The following is a 15,048-nucleotide window of genomic DNA, read 5'->3' on the forward strand; positions in this document are numbered from 1 at the left end:
AAAATTGAAATTTTACAGTTATTAATATTCAACTTTAATACAGCCATTTTCATAAGAAATGAGAAGGCCTAAAGGAGGATTGAAAATTTCCATGGCTGAGAATATTTTAGAAATGCGCAATATCACAAAAGTTTTCCCTGGGGTTAAAGCCAACGATAATGTTAATTTGCAGGTTCGTAAGGGGGAAATCCATGCCCTTGTAGGTGAGAATGGTGCAGGGAAGTCAACTTTAATGAACATCCTTTACGGCCTTTATGCTCCAGATGAAGGAGATATTCTTTATAATGGTGAAAAAGTGGATCTTAATGATCCTATGAAAGCAATTGAACTGGGTATCGGAATGGTACATCAGCACTTTAAACTTGTAGACCCCTTAACTGTAGTGGAGAACATTATCCTTGGGAGTGAACCCAGGAAAAATACACTGTTTATTGACAAAAAGTCAGCCACGAAAGAAGTGCAAGAAATTTCCGACAAATACGGGTTAAGAGTTGATCCTAATTCTAGGATAGAAAATGTTTCAGTTGGTATGCAGCAGAGAGTAGAAATAGTTAAAATTTTGTATAGGGGCGCTGAATTATTAATTTTTGATGAACCTACTGCTGTACTCACTCCACAAGAAATCGAAGAACTTTTTGAGATTTTTCGGTCATTGAAAGAACAGGGGAAAACCATCATATTTATTACTCACAAATTAGGAGAAGTTAAAGAAATCTCAGATAGATTAACTGTTTTGCGAAATGGTCAATCAGTGGGTACTGTTGAAACTTCAACAGTATCAAAGGAAGAAGTAGCCAAAATGATGGTTGGAAGAGAAGTTTTATTACGAGTTGATAAAGACGTGGCCAAACCGAAGGATGTTGTTTTAAAGGTAGATGGATTATCAGCCAAAGACAGTCGTGGAGTGCCCATTGTAAAGGATATCTCCTTGGATGTGAGAGGAGGAGAAATTCTAGGAATAGCTGGTGTTGAAGGAAATGGACAAACAGAACTGATTGAGGTTTTAACTGGCCTTAGACAAGCTACAAATGGTAATATTTTTTTCAGTGGACAAGATATAACTGGTTTGACTCCTCGTCAAATAAAAGAACACAAAATAGGCCATATTCCTGAAGACCGGCAAAAAAGAGGTTTAGTTCTGGATTTTGACTTAGCAGAAAATATGATTTTAGGTTATCATTATCAAAAACCTTTTGCTTCTAATTATAGAATGAACTACAATCATATAATTGACTATACAAAAGAATTAATTTCAGAATATGATGTTCGCACCCCAGGCTATCATGTCCAAGCCAGGTCCCTTTCTGGTGGTAATCAGCAAAAAGTGATAATTGCACGAGAGTTTTCACAAGAACCTGAACTATTAATTGCGTCACAGCCAACCAGGGGTGTTGACATAGGAGCCATTGAGTTCATTCATCAAAACTTAATAGAGCAGAGGGATCAAGGAAAAGCAATTTTAGTTGTTTCGGCAGATTTAAATGAAATTATGTCTCTCAGTGACAGAATAGCTGTCATCTATGATGGTAGTATTGTAGATGTAGTTAATTCAGAAGAAGTTGATGAATATCAGTTAGGAGCATTGATGACGGGGTCTAATTTAGAGAAGGAGGCTTCTAAATGACGCAGCCGAAAAATAAAATTAACGAAAGTGTTAATAATGCTATGGAAAAAGTTAGAGGCGCTGTCATGTCTAGTCAGAATGTCCGTTCTACCGCATCTGAACTAATTATGTCCCTGGCATCGATATTGGTTGCTTTATTAGTAGGAGTTATATTTATTTTAATTGCGGAACAATCACCAATAGATGCTTACTATGCCTTATTTGACGGAGCCTTTGGTTCATTTACGAATTTCATGGGAACTTTACACCGATCTACGCCATTAATTTTAACAGGACTGGCTGTAGCTTTTTCTTTTAGGACAGGCCTATTCAATATAGGTGCCGAAGGGCAGCTATTAATGGGTGGATTTATTGCTGGTTTAGTCGGATTTTACTTTGAAGGTCTTCCCACAATAATACATTTGCCACTGACGGTCTTAGCTGGAATGTTGGCAGGGGGTATTTGGGCAGGTATACCCGGTATATTAAAAGCTAAACTAGGGGTTCATGAAGTTATAAATACCATTATGCTAAACCACATTGCCATTCACATTACTATTTACTATGGTATAAACCGTTTTAGAGAAGGAGGCCGTCAGGCTACTCCTTATGTTCAGGAAACCGCTGAACTATTCCAATTTAATCAAATGCCTGAACACCCTATTTTACAGCATTTACCATTTGTTAATTTCTTTGACCATACTAGTATAAATTTACACAGTGGCTTTTTAATTGCTTTAATTGTTGCTGTAATAGTCTGGTATATACTCTGGAAAACCACATTGGGTTATGAGATCAGGGCAGTTGGATTAAACTCCCCTGCTGCCGAATACGGTGGTATAAACGTGTCTCAGAAAATTGTAGTTGCCATGTTAATCAGTGGTGGCATTGCAGGCTTGGCAGGAATAAGTGAAACCCTTGGGACCCATCAAAGTTTTGTGGAGGGTATGGATGCCGGCCATGGTTTTACGGGAATTGCCGTGGCATTATTAGGTAGAAACCATCCTGTAGGTGTTATCCTAGGGGGATTACTATTTGGTGCTCTTTCTCAGGGAGGACTGCAAATGCAGTTTGCAGGTGTTCCAAGGGAAATTGTAATAATTATTCAGGCTCTAGTGATATTCTTTGTAGCAAGTTTCCAGATGTTTAAGATATTCATTGCCAGAAGAAAAGCTAAAGGGGAGGCTAAATAATGGAATTATTAGGTGAAATTTTTAATATTCCCATATTAATTGCCAGTTTTAGACTTGCCACACCCCTTCTACTAGCGGCGCTAGGTGGGATTTTTTCCGAGCGATCGGGTGTTATTAATATTGCTTTAGAAGGTATGATGTTGTTTGGCGCATTTGCAGCTGTTTATGGTACTGCCCTTACCGGTAGTCCGTGGATTGGTATGATTTACGGTATTATAGCCGGCATGTTGCTAGCAGCTCTTCACGCTTTAGTATCTGTACAATTTAAAGCAGACCAAATTATAAGTGCTACAGGTATAAATATTTTTGCTACTGGAATCACCTTATTTTTATTACAGGTAATTTTTGAAGTTTCCGGTACTTCACCAGGTGTACCAAGATTTCCAGCCTGGGTACTGTTCGATGTAATTCGTTTTCCGCCCACAACTTACTTTGCATTAATTTTAGTTCCTATAACTTGGATTTTGTTTTTTAAGACTCCCTGGGGGCTCAGAATTCGAGCAATTGGAGAACATCCTGAAGCTGCAGATACTTTAGGTGTTAATGTAAACATGTGGCGATTTATCTGTGTTGTTATTAGCGGTGCCTTAGCCGGTTTAGCTGGTGCACATCTTTCTTTGGGTGTAACAGGTTCTTTTGTACGTGAAATGACTGCTGGTCGTGGTTTCATCGCTTTAGCTGCCATGATTTTTGGTAAGTGGAATCCCTTTGGAGCTTTAGGTGCTGCCCTATTATTCGGTTTTGCTGATGCTATTGCTATTAGGGTGGACATTCCATACATTCCTTCTGAACTAATTGGAGCTATTCCTTATGTAGTAACAATAATCGTCTTGGCAGGGCTTATTGGTCGGGCTACACCACCGAGGGCCGTTGGTAAACCATACTATAAAGGTGGTAAATAACTTGAATCTACAATAGACTTGATTGAGTCTGTGGTAAGAGTTAAGGTAAAAGTTAGATCTTTCCCTAAAAATAACTATAAGCCACATAGTGTGGCTTATAGTTATTTTTACGCAGAAAGGAGGCGCTCTGTTAGTGACTAAGAATTTTATCCTCTTACTAGTAGTAGCATTATTGGTTTTTATTAATTTCTTTTCATTTGTAGTAGTAATTCCTCTTTATGTCATAGATTTAAATGGCAGTGAATTTCATGTTGGTTTTCAAAATGCATTGTTTTATATATCGGCTATCTTGTTTAGAGGTTACTTCGGTCCTTTGGCCGATGTAAAAGGGCGGCGGCTCCCTTTGTTTATAGGTATACTAGCTTTTTCAGGAGCTTCAGCTCTATTTTTGATCAGCAATAATTTGTGGCATATTTATGGTATCAGGATATTCCAATCTATAGGATTAGCTGCATTTTTCTCAACTGGAGGTTCTCTAGTTGGTGACATGGCTCCTCCAGGTAAAAGTGGTGTTTATATGGGTGGATATCGCTTAATAAATACTTTAGCCCTGTTACTGGGTCCCTGGATTGCCATTTCAACAATCAATAGCTTTAACTACCAGGCTTGGTTCACTTTAGGAGCTATAATTGGTTTGCTTGCTCTTGTTATCGCATGCTTCATAGAAATACCAACAATTTCATCCCAGGGATCCGAAGGAAATGTTGATACAACATTTATTGATAGATTTAAGAATGCTTTCCAAATGGAAAATGCTCGAGTTATTTTTTTAGGAACTGGAATCATTGCCTGTTCCCTTGGTATTTTACAGACTTTTGCGTCTGTGTACACTGAAAAAGTAACTGAAATAGCCAACCCCGGACTTTACTTCACTATCTTTGGAATTGCTGGAATTATAGCAAATGTGTTATCAGGATATCTAACAGATAATTGGGGAAGAAGTAAAGTGCCATGGCCATTTCTTACCTTAATGGGACTAGGTTTATTTATCTTTGCCCTGCTTCCTTATAATGAAATTTTCTTCTTGCTAAGTAGCTTGATTGCTGGCTTTGGTTTTGGAGGCGGAATAACTGCTCTGTTTACATGGACGATTGAAGTTTCTGGAGAGCAGCTACGAGCTACAGCTCTAAGCATCCAAGAGAGTGCCATAGATATATCAATTGCCATGGGTTCTTTTATCTTTGGGATATTGGTAGCGATGATCGATTATAGTATATCTTTTGTATTTGTAGGTTTTGTGACTGTAGTTTTGGGAGTAATCTTGATGCGAAAATACTCCTTTTCAAATTAGATATTCATTTAGTATAATATTATAAAGTTTCTACACTCGAAATAATTTATATATAAGAACCTTAAAAAGGAAGGCTTTGATTTGTATGAAAACTGAGAAAATAAGTGGTTGTCAAAATATCATAAAAGATCCCGCATTTAAAAAACTGCTTAAAAAAATGCCCATGTTATTTCTTGGGTTCGTATTATTTGCAATAGGAATATTACTGACACTTTATGCTGACCTGGGAATGGGTCCTTGGGACGTTTTTCATAAGGGGGTTAGCCATCATATCCCTCTGACACTGGGCCAGGTAATGCAGGTGACGGGAGTTATGCTACTGGTTATTTCCTATTTCTTAGGTGAAAAACCCGGTCTTGGAAGTATTTTTAATATGTATTTTATTGGTTTATTTGTAGATATAATAGACGGTTTTGGTATATTTTTTACTCCTGAAAACCTGTTACTTCAATTTATTATGTTAATACTAGGGATTCAGGCCATAGGGTGGGCGACTTATTGTTATTTAAGAGTCCAGTTGGGTGCTGGCCCCAGGGATGGTTTGATGGTAGGAATAGTTAAGCATACCAACAAACCTGTTTGGTTAATTAGAGGTATTATTGAGACTACTGTCTTGATTATTGGCTATTTTTTGGGAGGACCTGTGGGGATTGGCACAGTAATTATAGCACTTACTATTGGTTTTTCTGTACAATTAGCCTTTAAGATAGGGGGGTATAATGCTAAAAAGGTTAGACATCAGAATTTGGTTGAACTACTCAATGAGTTGAGAAGGAGGAAATCTTCATCTTCCTCTTCTTCAGAAAAAACAAGCTATGGAGGTTAAAAAATGAGTGAAATCCTTTTAAAGAATTGTCGTGTGTATACCATGGACGAATCTGTACCTTATGCAGAGCAAATATTGTTAAAAAACGGAAAAATAGCTCAACTAGGTACTAGAGATGATAATTTAGCTTCCAATAATAGTGTCCAGGAAATGGACTTAGGTGGTCAGACGGTTTTACCTGGTTTGAATGATAGTCACTTACATCTTCTTAGTTATGGGATGGCTCTTTCAACTGTAGATTTAAGTGATGTCAGTTCATTCAGAGAATTAATTGCTAAAGTTCAAAATTATATAGACAATAACAATATTCCAAAACATGAATGGGTAATCGGACAGGGATTTGATGAAGAAAATTTACAAGAAAAAGATTTCCCTACTCGAGAGATATTGGATCAAATTTCACAATGTCATCCAGTGATAGTGAAGCGAAAGTGTACTCATGTAAGTGGAGTAAATAGCTATGCGTTGGATTTAGCAGGGATCACCGCTGAAGATAACGAGAAAATTGAGGGTGGGAAAGTTTATTTAGACCAAGATGGGAAACCTAATGGAGTTTTGGCAGAAAATGCCCAAAACTTGTTATCACATATCCTACCTTCTTATTCGGAAAAAGACCTGGAGAAATATATCAAGTTGGCTGGGGAAGCTTTTATTGATAAGGGTTTGACTTCTGTCCAATCTGATGATTTAAAGGCGATTCCAGGTGGCGAAGATATGATTATGAATGCTTACCTTTCCCTGGCGGAAAAAGGAGAACTCCCCGTAAAGGTGAATTTACAACTTCAATTATCTTCTGAAGAAGAAATAACTACTTTTATACAAAAGTATAGTCCTTATTTCCAAAGTTCAGTTACAGATTATTTAAATTTTGGTCCTTTAAAAGTTTTATTAGATGGTTCTCTTGGAGGAAAGACTGCAGCACTTAGACAACCCTATTTAGGCGATCAAGAAAATTTCGGTATTGTAACCTATACTCCGGAAAGTCTTGATTCCCTCTTGGATTGTGCAGCACGTCATCATTTACAAATTGCATGTCATGGTATTGGTGATTACGCTATTGAGCTATTTTTAGACTCCATTGATAAAATCCAGGCTAAATTTGGTGGAGATTATCGTCATCGAATAATTCATTGTCAATTGACAGATTTGGATCTGATTAATCGAATTGCTCGTCAAAACATTTCAGTAGATGCTCAACCTGATTTTGTTGGAAGTGATTATGGACTATTAGAAGAGCGCCTAGGCTTTGCTCGCAGTATTAACACCTATGCCTGGAAAACTATGTTGGATAAGGGGATCAATGTATCTGGGAGTTCAGACTGTCCTGTTGAACCTTTTGACCCGAGACTAGGAATTAAGGCAGCAGTTACCAGACAAGACGCTAATAATAATCCCTGTGGAGGATGGCATCCCTGGGAAAAAGTGTCAGTTTTTGAAGCCCTTAAGATGTATACTGTAAATTCTGCTTATGCCACCTTTGAGGAACAGGTCAAAGGAAAGCTAGCACCTGGTTATTGTGCAGATATGGTGGTCCTGGAGGAGGATCCTTATAGCACTCCTCCCCAAGAACTTGATTCCCTTTCTGTAAATAAAGTCTTTATTAACGGCAAAATAGTCAAGTAAATTAAGACTTTTGTGATTGCTTTCGTGCTACCCGTCCCGCTAAAACAACGGGATCATATACGGGGGAAAAGGGTGGTGCATAAGACAAATCTAAATGATATATATCATCTACTGTGGCACCTGTTTGCGTTAAGACTGCAAAGGTGTCAATTTTTTTGGCATCTTCTATTGGACCAATTAATTGAGCTCCCAGAAGTTTGCCGGTTTTAGATTCAAACACAATTACTGTTTTCAACTTCCTACTACCGGGATAATAACCCGGTTTATTAGGTGAATCTATTACTATCGTCTCTGCATTGAATCCTTCCTGATTAGCTTCATTTTCCGTCAAACCAGTCCGTGCTATTCCCGTATTGAAAAGTTTTAATATAGAAGTCTTTAATACACCTGGAAACTTTTCAACATGTGCCTCAGCTGCAATATTACTACCGGCAATACTACCTTCTTTATTTGCTTTTAGTGCTAGAGGTGAGAAAACAGACTTTTGGGTGACTAAATTTACGGTTTCGGCTACATCCCCAGCAGCATAAATATTTGAATAATTAGTTTGCATATATCTAGAAGTTTTAATGGTGTCATTAACGCCTAGCTCTATTCCTGATTCTTTCAAAAAACTGGTGTTGGGACGGACTCCGATAGCAGTTATGATCATATCAAATTCCAACGAATTACCACTCTCTGTAGTAACTGCAACTTTATTATTCGATTTATCTTCAATTTTCGTAACCTCAGTATTTAAAAGCAAATTGACATTATTTTGTTCTAAAACTTGTAAAGCTTCCTGAGATATATCTGGCATAAAAGCCCTATTCAGCTGATCTCTACGGTGAATAAAATAAGTGTCTAAACCTAAATTTTTGAGAGATTCAGCCATTTCTAAGGCGATGTAACCGCCTCCTATTACTGCAACTTTTTTAGGAGTTTGTTGTTTTAGATAATTTTTTATTCTAACCCCATCTCCAACGTATTTAACAGAAAAAACTTTATCCGAATTTATAGTTATTCCCTTGGAATCTGGAGAAGTTCCTGTAGCAATTAATAAATAATCATAGCTTTCTTCTAAAAGATTATTTTGACAATCTTTCGAATTGTATATAACTTTATTATCCTCGGGGTTAATTTTCATGATTTCTGTATGAAGACGAAGGTCAATTCCCCTGTCCTGTTTAAGTTTATTTGCACTTAAAGCGTATAAATTACTAGAATCTGTTACCTGTTCCTGAATATAATATGGAATGCCGCAACTGGCATAGGAAACTTCATCAGTTCTTTCAAAGACAATGGTATCCCAGTGTGGATTTTGACGTTTAATTTGACTGGCTGCACTCAATCCCGCTGCATTTCCCCCAATGATAATAACTTTTTTAGCCACAAATATTCCTCCTTCAGTATATTTTAAAATAATTAATAATGATAATAACTAATAACTATTTCTATTTTGCTATAAAAATGTCCTTTTATTATTTAACATAAATTATGGACGTACCAAAATATGGTATGATAATTTATTATATAGAGCTATTAATAAGGAGGGATTTGGATGTCTTTAACTGAAAAGACAGTGGAGGAGTTTTTGGAGGTGCTATCAAGTAAAGAACCAGCACCGGGGGGAGGCAGTGTTAGTGCCTTAGCTGGAAGCCTGGGAAGTTGTTTAACCACTATGGTAGGTAATTTAACAATTGGAAAAAAGAGATATCGAAATTTGGATGAAGCAGAGCAACGCGAATTAGACGAAAAATTTGAACAAGTTCAAAAAATAAAAACTAATTTGGATAATTTAATTGATAGGGATAAAGAAGCCTTTGATGAGGTGATGGCTGCTGTAAAAATGCCCAAAGAAACTGAAGAGGAAAAAGCCAAGAGAAGGGAAGCTCTTCAAAAAGCAACTCAAACAGCTCTTGAGGTTCCCTTAGAAACTGCTAGGGAATGCTTGAAGGTCTTGCAGTTACAGGAAGCCTTTGCTAGGAATGGGAATCCAAATGCAATAACTGATGTTGGTGTAGGAGCATTAATGGCTTATGCGGGTATTGAAGGTGCTATCTACAATGTAAAAATAAATTTGAGTGATTTAAAAGATGAAAATTACAAGAAGCAAGTGGAGCAAGAGGTGGAAAAACTTCTTACTGAAGGTCAACAGTTGAAAGAAAAAATTCAGAGTATGGTCGACGAAAAAATGTAGCTATCCTGATGAATACATGGTATGTTAATAAGGGAGCGAGCCAGTCTGCTCCCTTATTATTTATCTTTTTCTAAGTCATATAAAATTTTGTCTAAATACCATTCTTCAGATTTTCCGGGATGTTTTTCTTTTTGTCTTTCAATTAAACGATCTAAAGTGTCATCTGCTTCTTCAGGAGGTAAATTCAACAAAGCTTTGCATTTTTTACGAAGTTGATTTTCTTTAGAGGTTACACTGCTCTTTTGGCGAATAAAGTATATTATAATACCAATTACAATTAATCCAATAATCAGAAATTCCATGTTAAGATTCACCTCGTTTACCTATTTTATGAATCAATCACTAAAATTGTATCATATACCTTGTATTTTGATAATAGGAGGAAAATAAATATGTTTTTGATTGTTTATAATCCCAAGGCTGGTCATGTCCAAAGTCAAAACTTATCGGACTTGACGAGGAAAATTAAAGAAAGAAATTTTCAAGTTAAATCAATAGCCTTAACTGAGACAGATTTTTATGAACAACTGATGGATAATTTGACAAAGACTCGATGGCTAATATCTTTTGGCGGTGATGGGACTTTAAATACATTGATAAGTTATTTGTCACCTTTAGCTGATGAGAAATTGCCTGTATTGATTCCCTATCCTTCTGGAACAGCTAATGATTTTTCCTATCAGTTATATGGGGGTACTCCAGAAATAGAGCAAATTTTAACCGCTGTGGAAAGGGAAGAATATTGTTATTTAGATGTGGGGAAAGTCAATGACAATTATTTTATTAATGTTCTTGGTGCGGGAATTTTTGTTGATGTAGCTTATAAAACAGATTCAGCTTTGAAACAACGGATCGGCATGTGGGCGTATTGGTTCGAAGCTATTAAGCAAATTCCTAATTTTAAACCTATAACATTTTTTATAGATGATGGGGTTAATTGTCAAGAAATTGAAGGTTATTTGCTTCTTGTACTAAACGGGAAAGGAGCCGGGGGCTTTAAAAGCCTAGCACCTGAATCTTCTCTGAGAGACGGTAAATTGGATCTGGTTGTAATTAAGGAATCAAGAACTTTATTATCCCTTGCCTCTTTATTCCCTAAAATATTACGAGGTGATCATCTGGATGATCATCGGGTTACTTATATACAAAAAAACACTTTTAAAATTAAATTAGATAATAAAACCGATAGTGATGTTGTTTGTGTTGTAGATGGTGAAAAGGGACCCGATTTTCCTTTGGAAGTACAGGTTTTAAATCAGAAGTTACCCTTTTTGCATTGTCAATATTAAAGTAATTAATATTTTAACTGTCTCCTTAAGTTATTTATTTCAACAGTTTTTCCAGTAATTCTTGATTGTTCTGCCGCAAAAGCTGTAATATGGCTTTCTATGGATTCTTCTAGAGTGGAAGCATCTTTCGATAGATTTCCTCCCTTAATAAAGCCATCAAAATGTTCCATTAACCCCAAATCTCCTCCTCCGTGGGCTCCAGCTTTTTTAGTTACTTCAAAAGTCTTTTCTTGACCTCTGAAAGGCATTAGTCGTATTTGACTATGAGCAAAATCTGCTCTTAGCTCTCCCTTAGTTCCAAAGATAGTGGTTGTTCTATTCATTTCTTTTGATAGACCTGTGAGGGTAAAACTGACCTGGATATTGTCTTCATAATTTAAAGATGCAGTTAAAATTTCGGGCATAGTATTATCACATTGATACACGCATTTCCCCAGATTGGTAAACCGGACTCCTAAATAGCGCTGATATCTAGGTGGCATGGAATCAATTATTTCTTGAGGCCAGGGTAGATGTTTATCTAAATAGATATGTCTGGCGGAATAAGGACAGTTACTTTCAGCTTGACATTTGAAACAGCGCTTTCCTGCCTTCTCAGGCGAATTTTCCCTAGTAAAATATTGTTGTTCTCCTTGAGCATAAACCGTTAAGCTTTTTCTATCTAAAAGCCATGAAAACAAATCGAAGTCGTGGGAGCTTTTTGCTAAAAACAGTGGTGCCGAAACTTGTTCATTGCGCCAATTACCTCTTACATAACTATGTGCGAAATGGAAATAACCCACATTTTCTATATGTTGAATACTTTTTATTTTTCCAATTGTACCATCTGTCAGCAATTGCTTTAGTTTTTGATAAAAAGGAGTATATCGCAGTACATGGGCAACTAAGATATCTGCCTTGGTGGCAAAAGCTTTATTAACAATATCTGTAAATTCATGAAAATTGGGTGCTATAGGCTTTTCCACCAGAATTTTATATCCACTGTCAATACCTTTCATAACCGGCTTATAATGATCGTGATCCATTGTAGTAATAAGTAAAGCATCGGCAAGTTTATTTTGAGATAGTAGCTTATCATAGGAGTGAAATTGATTTTGTGAAGGTACTTGATGTTCTCTAGCCACTAGTTTTCTTTTATATAAATTGGGTTCAGCCACTGCAGTAATTTTTAATTGGGGACAGTGGTTTTTTATAAACTTGCCGTAGATATCTTTTCCTCGGTGTCCTGCTCCAATTAAGGCTATGCTGTAAGACATTGAATCATTCCTTCCTCTTTTTTCGATTAGGTAGCGTTTATTAATCTCTCATGAGTAAAGTCATGAGAATGCGTGATGACTGGTTCAATTCAATATTATCATAAGTTAATAAACAAACAAAAATACAACGTCTAAAAGTATCCTTGAAAAAATTTGCTGAACTTATTAAAATTTACTTTGGAATACACTCCCAAATTTCTGGCATGAGGCATAAAGGAGGGGGTTGTATGACTAAAATTCTAGCTTGTGGCAAAGTATTCACTGGAGAAACTAACAAGGTCTTTTCCAGGGGTGCAGTGGCTGTACAAGATAATGAGATTATAGATATAGATGTGGACAGCCAAAATCCTGGAGAAGAACTAAAGAAAAAATACCCTGAGGCCGAATACTATGATCTGAGTGGGCATACTGTGTTACCGGGATTGATAGATAGTCATATTCATCTGGATTTACACGGGATGGCTGATACCTTTGATGAAAACTTCGTTGAGGACAAGTTAAGGTCGATTAGGGCCTCTAGAGCTATGGAGGACACCTTGTTTTCAGGTTTTACTACTGTGAGAAATTGTGGTTCAGTTAACTGGATAGATATCAGTGTAAAAGAAGCTGTTAGACGGGGAATAATTAACGGGCCCCGGATTTTAACCAGTGGTAAAATCTTATCTATTACCAGCCCAGGAAGTGAGTACTTTTACGGTTTATATCGGGAAGCCGATGGTTATGATGGTTTTAAGCTGGCTGCCAGAGAACAGCTAAAGATGGGTGCAGATTTACTAAAGTTAATGGCAACTGGAGCTATTATGAACCCTGGTGGGGTTCCAGGAGCTACTCAACCTGACGAAAAAGAAATTAAAGCTATAGTTAGAGAAGCTAAAAAACTGAATAAAAAAGTAGCAGCTCATGCTCATGGTGCCGAAGGAATTAAAAACGCTGTTAGAGCAGGAGTTGACACCATAGAACATGGAACATTTGCCGATAATGAATCCCATGAATTAATGGTAGAATACGGTGTTTATTTAGTACCTACTCTTGCTCCCGATTACTTTATGAGTAAACATGGTAAAGAGGGTGGTGTAGCTTCATTCATAGTGGATAAATTGAAAAAGAAAAGGGAAGCACGACTAGAAGCTCTCGATAGAGCTATTGAAACTGGAGTTAAAATAGCTTGTGGCTCGGATGCGGGCACTCCATATAATTATCACGAAAACAATGCTCAAGAATTAAAAGTTCTTGTAAGTGAAGGGCTGCTGAGTCCCGGTGAGGCCATTAGAAGTGCCACTCAGTATTCCGCTGAAGCTTGTGGCTTATTAGACGAACTAGGTACTATCTCCCAGGAAAAGAAAGCAGATATTATAGCAGTTGACGGGGATCCAACTGAAAATATAGATGTATTAACAGATAAAGATAATATTAGATTTGTAATGAAAGATGGAGAGATAGTCAAAGATCAACGAAGCGGAAAACACAGCAGCATTTCATCCCAGTCGGCATAATAATCGCTCCTTAGTATATAATTACCTTGAATAAGGTCAGGAAGGATAGCTTTAAAATCCTTTGAACTTGGCTCAACAAGGTGCCAGAAGATCCACTAAGGAGGTGATTATATGTCCAAGAAATTTAATGTTTTAATTCTATGTGGGGAGAAAGAAGTGCCAATTATACAAGAAAACATTAAGTATCTTGAAAACTACAATGTTGAAACAGAAACTTCAGACAAAATACTTCAAATGGGTACCCAAAAATATTTAGAAGAAATGATAGAACTGTTAAATCAGGAGCCTGAGAGATATCATGGAATTATAGGAACAAGGGATATGACAAGTGTATTTGCCAATGTAATTGCTGAAAAGACTGGTAAAATGTGTACTTCAGTTGAAAGTATGATTAACTGCCAGAACAAGTATATTTCTAGAAAACTACAGCAAAAATATGTCCCAGAGGCTACACCCAGATTTTGGTTGGATTCATACTTCTTAAAAGAATTCCCCATTAAACCACCCTATTTTGTCAAACCTGTTAGGGCTAATATGTCCTATTCCAGTAAAAAACTTAATTCTTATGATGATTTGAGAGAACTTATTAAGGACAGGACTCAAGAGCTCACTTCTTATAATAAATACTATTTAGATGCAATCCATGTAGCTTCTCATTTAAAAAACCAGGAAAACTTAGATACTTGTAATAAGTTTATCTGTGAGGAGCTCATACCAGGTGAACAGGTGACTGTTAACGGATATATTTTTCAAGGGAAAGTCAAAATTTACGGTTTAGTTAAAGCGGCTTTTTGGGATGAGAAAATCAGTTTCAGCCATCATGAATATCCCTATGAACTACCGGAAGAACTAGATACAAAAGTAAAAAATGTAGTAGAACAAGCAGTAAAAGGACTTGGTTTGGATAATACATTCTTCAATGTAGAATTAAGAATTGATCAAGATAAAAAACAGGTATATATTATTGAAGTTAATTCAAGAATGGCATTTCAATTTGCGAAAATGATTGAATCTGTAGAGGGAGTTAATTTAGTTAAGTCCCTTTGTGATCTCGCAGTAGGCAAACAACCTGATGAAGAACAAACAAATATTGAAAGAAGATACAAGTATTGTTTCAACTTTGAATTGAGAGAGTTTGCAGATAGAAATATAGTTAGAATTCCAATGGAAAGAAACTTGAAAGAGATAAATGAATTGTATCCCGAAGTAACAGTTAAGAATTTGGTTGATGCGAATAGCAAGTTATCTGATTATAAACAAAACCTAGAAAGCTTTAGATACGCTATCATTGATGTCCCTGGTAATTCTAGAGATGAAATAATGGAAAAATACAGAGACATAAAATCCAGATTAGGTTATGAATTCGATAGTGAACTTAAAGAAGCCAATTAAT

At 36.5% G+C, this 15,048-nt stretch carries 13 protein-coding genes; 10 read left to right on the plus strand and 3 right to left on the minus strand.

Annotated elements, in window-relative coordinates:
* The first annotated feature begins 91 nt into the window (after positions 1 to 91).
* The 6 genes from NTHER_RS02245 to NTHER_RS02270 all read left to right on the plus strand — a co-directional run bounded on the left by NTHER_RS02245 (position 92) and on the right by NTHER_RS02270 (position 7,438).
* Positions 92 to 1,624, plus strand: coding sequence for an ABC transporter ATP-binding protein (locus NTHER_RS02245; RefSeq protein WP_012446904.1), 1,533 nt, complete (start codon positions 92 to 94; stop codon positions 1,622 to 1,624).
* Positions 1,621 to 2,796: an ABC transporter permease gene (locus NTHER_RS02250; protein WP_012446905.1), complete on the plus strand. Its 1,176-nt coding sequence runs from the start codon at positions 1,621 to 1,623 to the stop codon at positions 2,794 to 2,796. The genes NTHER_RS02245 and NTHER_RS02250 overlap by 4 nt, the downstream gene beginning before the upstream one ends.
* Positions 2,796 to 3,698: an ABC transporter permease gene (locus NTHER_RS02255; protein ID WP_012446906.1), complete on the plus strand. Its 903-nt coding sequence runs from the start codon at positions 2,796 to 2,798 to the stop codon at positions 3,696 to 3,698. The genes NTHER_RS02250 and NTHER_RS02255 overlap by 1 nt, the downstream gene beginning before the upstream one ends.
* A gap of 133 nt (positions 3,699 to 3,831) precedes the next feature.
* Positions 3,832 to 4,989, plus strand: a complete 1,158-nt coding sequence (locus tag NTHER_RS02260) for an MFS transporter (RefSeq protein ID WP_012446907.1) — start codon at positions 3,832 to 3,834, stop codon at positions 4,987 to 4,989.
* Between the two features lie 85 nt (positions 4,990 to 5,074).
* Positions 5,075 to 5,815: a YczE/YyaS/YitT family protein gene (locus tag NTHER_RS02265; protein ID WP_052291931.1), complete on the plus strand. Its 741-nt coding sequence runs from the start codon at positions 5,075 to 5,077 to the stop codon at positions 5,813 to 5,815.
* Between the two features lie 3 nt (positions 5,816 to 5,818).
* Positions 5,819 to 7,438 (plus strand): amidohydrolase, encoded by a 1,620-nt coding sequence (locus NTHER_RS02270; protein WP_012446909.1) that lies wholly within the window; start codon positions 5,819 to 5,821, stop codon positions 7,436 to 7,438.
* A gap of 1 nt (position 7,439) precedes the next feature.
* Here the strand turns inward: NTHER_RS02270 and NTHER_RS02275 are convergent, their stop codons facing one another.
* Positions 7,440 to 8,810, minus strand: coding sequence for an FAD-dependent oxidoreductase (locus NTHER_RS02275; RefSeq protein ID WP_012446910.1), 1,371 nt, complete (start codon positions 8,808 to 8,810; stop codon positions 7,440 to 7,442).
* Between the two features lie 168 nt (positions 8,811 to 8,978).
* Here NTHER_RS02275 and NTHER_RS02280 point away from each other — a divergent pair, with 168 nt between their 5' ends.
* On the plus strand, positions 8,979 to 9,617 hold the full coding sequence (locus tag NTHER_RS02280; protein ID WP_012446911.1) for a cyclodeaminase/cyclohydrolase family protein: 639 nt from the start codon (positions 8,979 to 8,981) through the stop codon (positions 9,615 to 9,617).
* A 56-nt stretch (positions 9,618 to 9,673) separates the two neighbouring features.
* Here the strand turns inward: NTHER_RS02280 and NTHER_RS02285 are convergent, their stop codons facing one another.
* A complete protein-coding gene (locus tag NTHER_RS02285) occupies positions 9,674 to 9,919 on the minus strand; it encodes a hypothetical protein (RefSeq protein ID WP_012446912.1) in 246 nt (81 codons plus the stop codon).
* Positions 9,920 to 10,009: 90 nt separating this feature from the next.
* On the opposite strand from NTHER_RS02285, the gene NTHER_RS02290 reads away from it, so the two are divergent.
* Positions 10,010 to 10,906, plus strand: coding sequence for a diacylglycerol/lipid kinase family protein (locus tag NTHER_RS02290; RefSeq protein WP_012446913.1), 897 nt, complete (start codon positions 10,010 to 10,012; stop codon positions 10,904 to 10,906).
* 5 nt (positions 10,907 to 10,911) lie between these two features.
* On the opposite strand, the gene NTHER_RS02295 is transcribed toward NTHER_RS02290, so the two are convergent.
* On the minus strand, positions 10,912 to 12,162 hold the full coding sequence (locus NTHER_RS02295) for a Gfo/Idh/MocA family protein (RefSeq protein WP_012446914.1): 1,251 nt from the start codon (positions 12,160 to 12,162) through the stop codon (positions 10,912 to 10,914).
* A gap of 227 nt (positions 12,163 to 12,389) precedes the next feature.
* On the opposite strand from NTHER_RS02295, the gene NTHER_RS02300 reads away from it, so the two are divergent.
* Complete coding sequence (locus NTHER_RS02300) at positions 12,390 to 13,655, plus strand: metal-dependent hydrolase family protein (RefSeq protein ID WP_012446915.1); 1,266 nt, start codon at positions 12,390 to 12,392, stop codon at positions 13,653 to 13,655.
* 111 nt (positions 13,656 to 13,766) lie between these two features.
* Positions 13,767 to 15,047: an ATP-grasp domain-containing protein gene (locus NTHER_RS02305; protein WP_012446916.1), complete on the plus strand. Its 1,281-nt coding sequence runs from the start codon at positions 13,767 to 13,769 to the stop codon at positions 15,045 to 15,047.
* Position 15,048: the final 1 nt, after the last annotated feature.

Origin of the sequence: Natranaerobius thermophilus JW/NM-WN-LF (genome assembly GCF_000020005.1) — a bacterium.
GTDB classification, from domain to species: domain Bacteria; phylum Bacillota; class Natranaerobiia; order Natranaerobiales; family Natranaerobiaceae; genus Natranaerobius; species Natranaerobius thermophilus.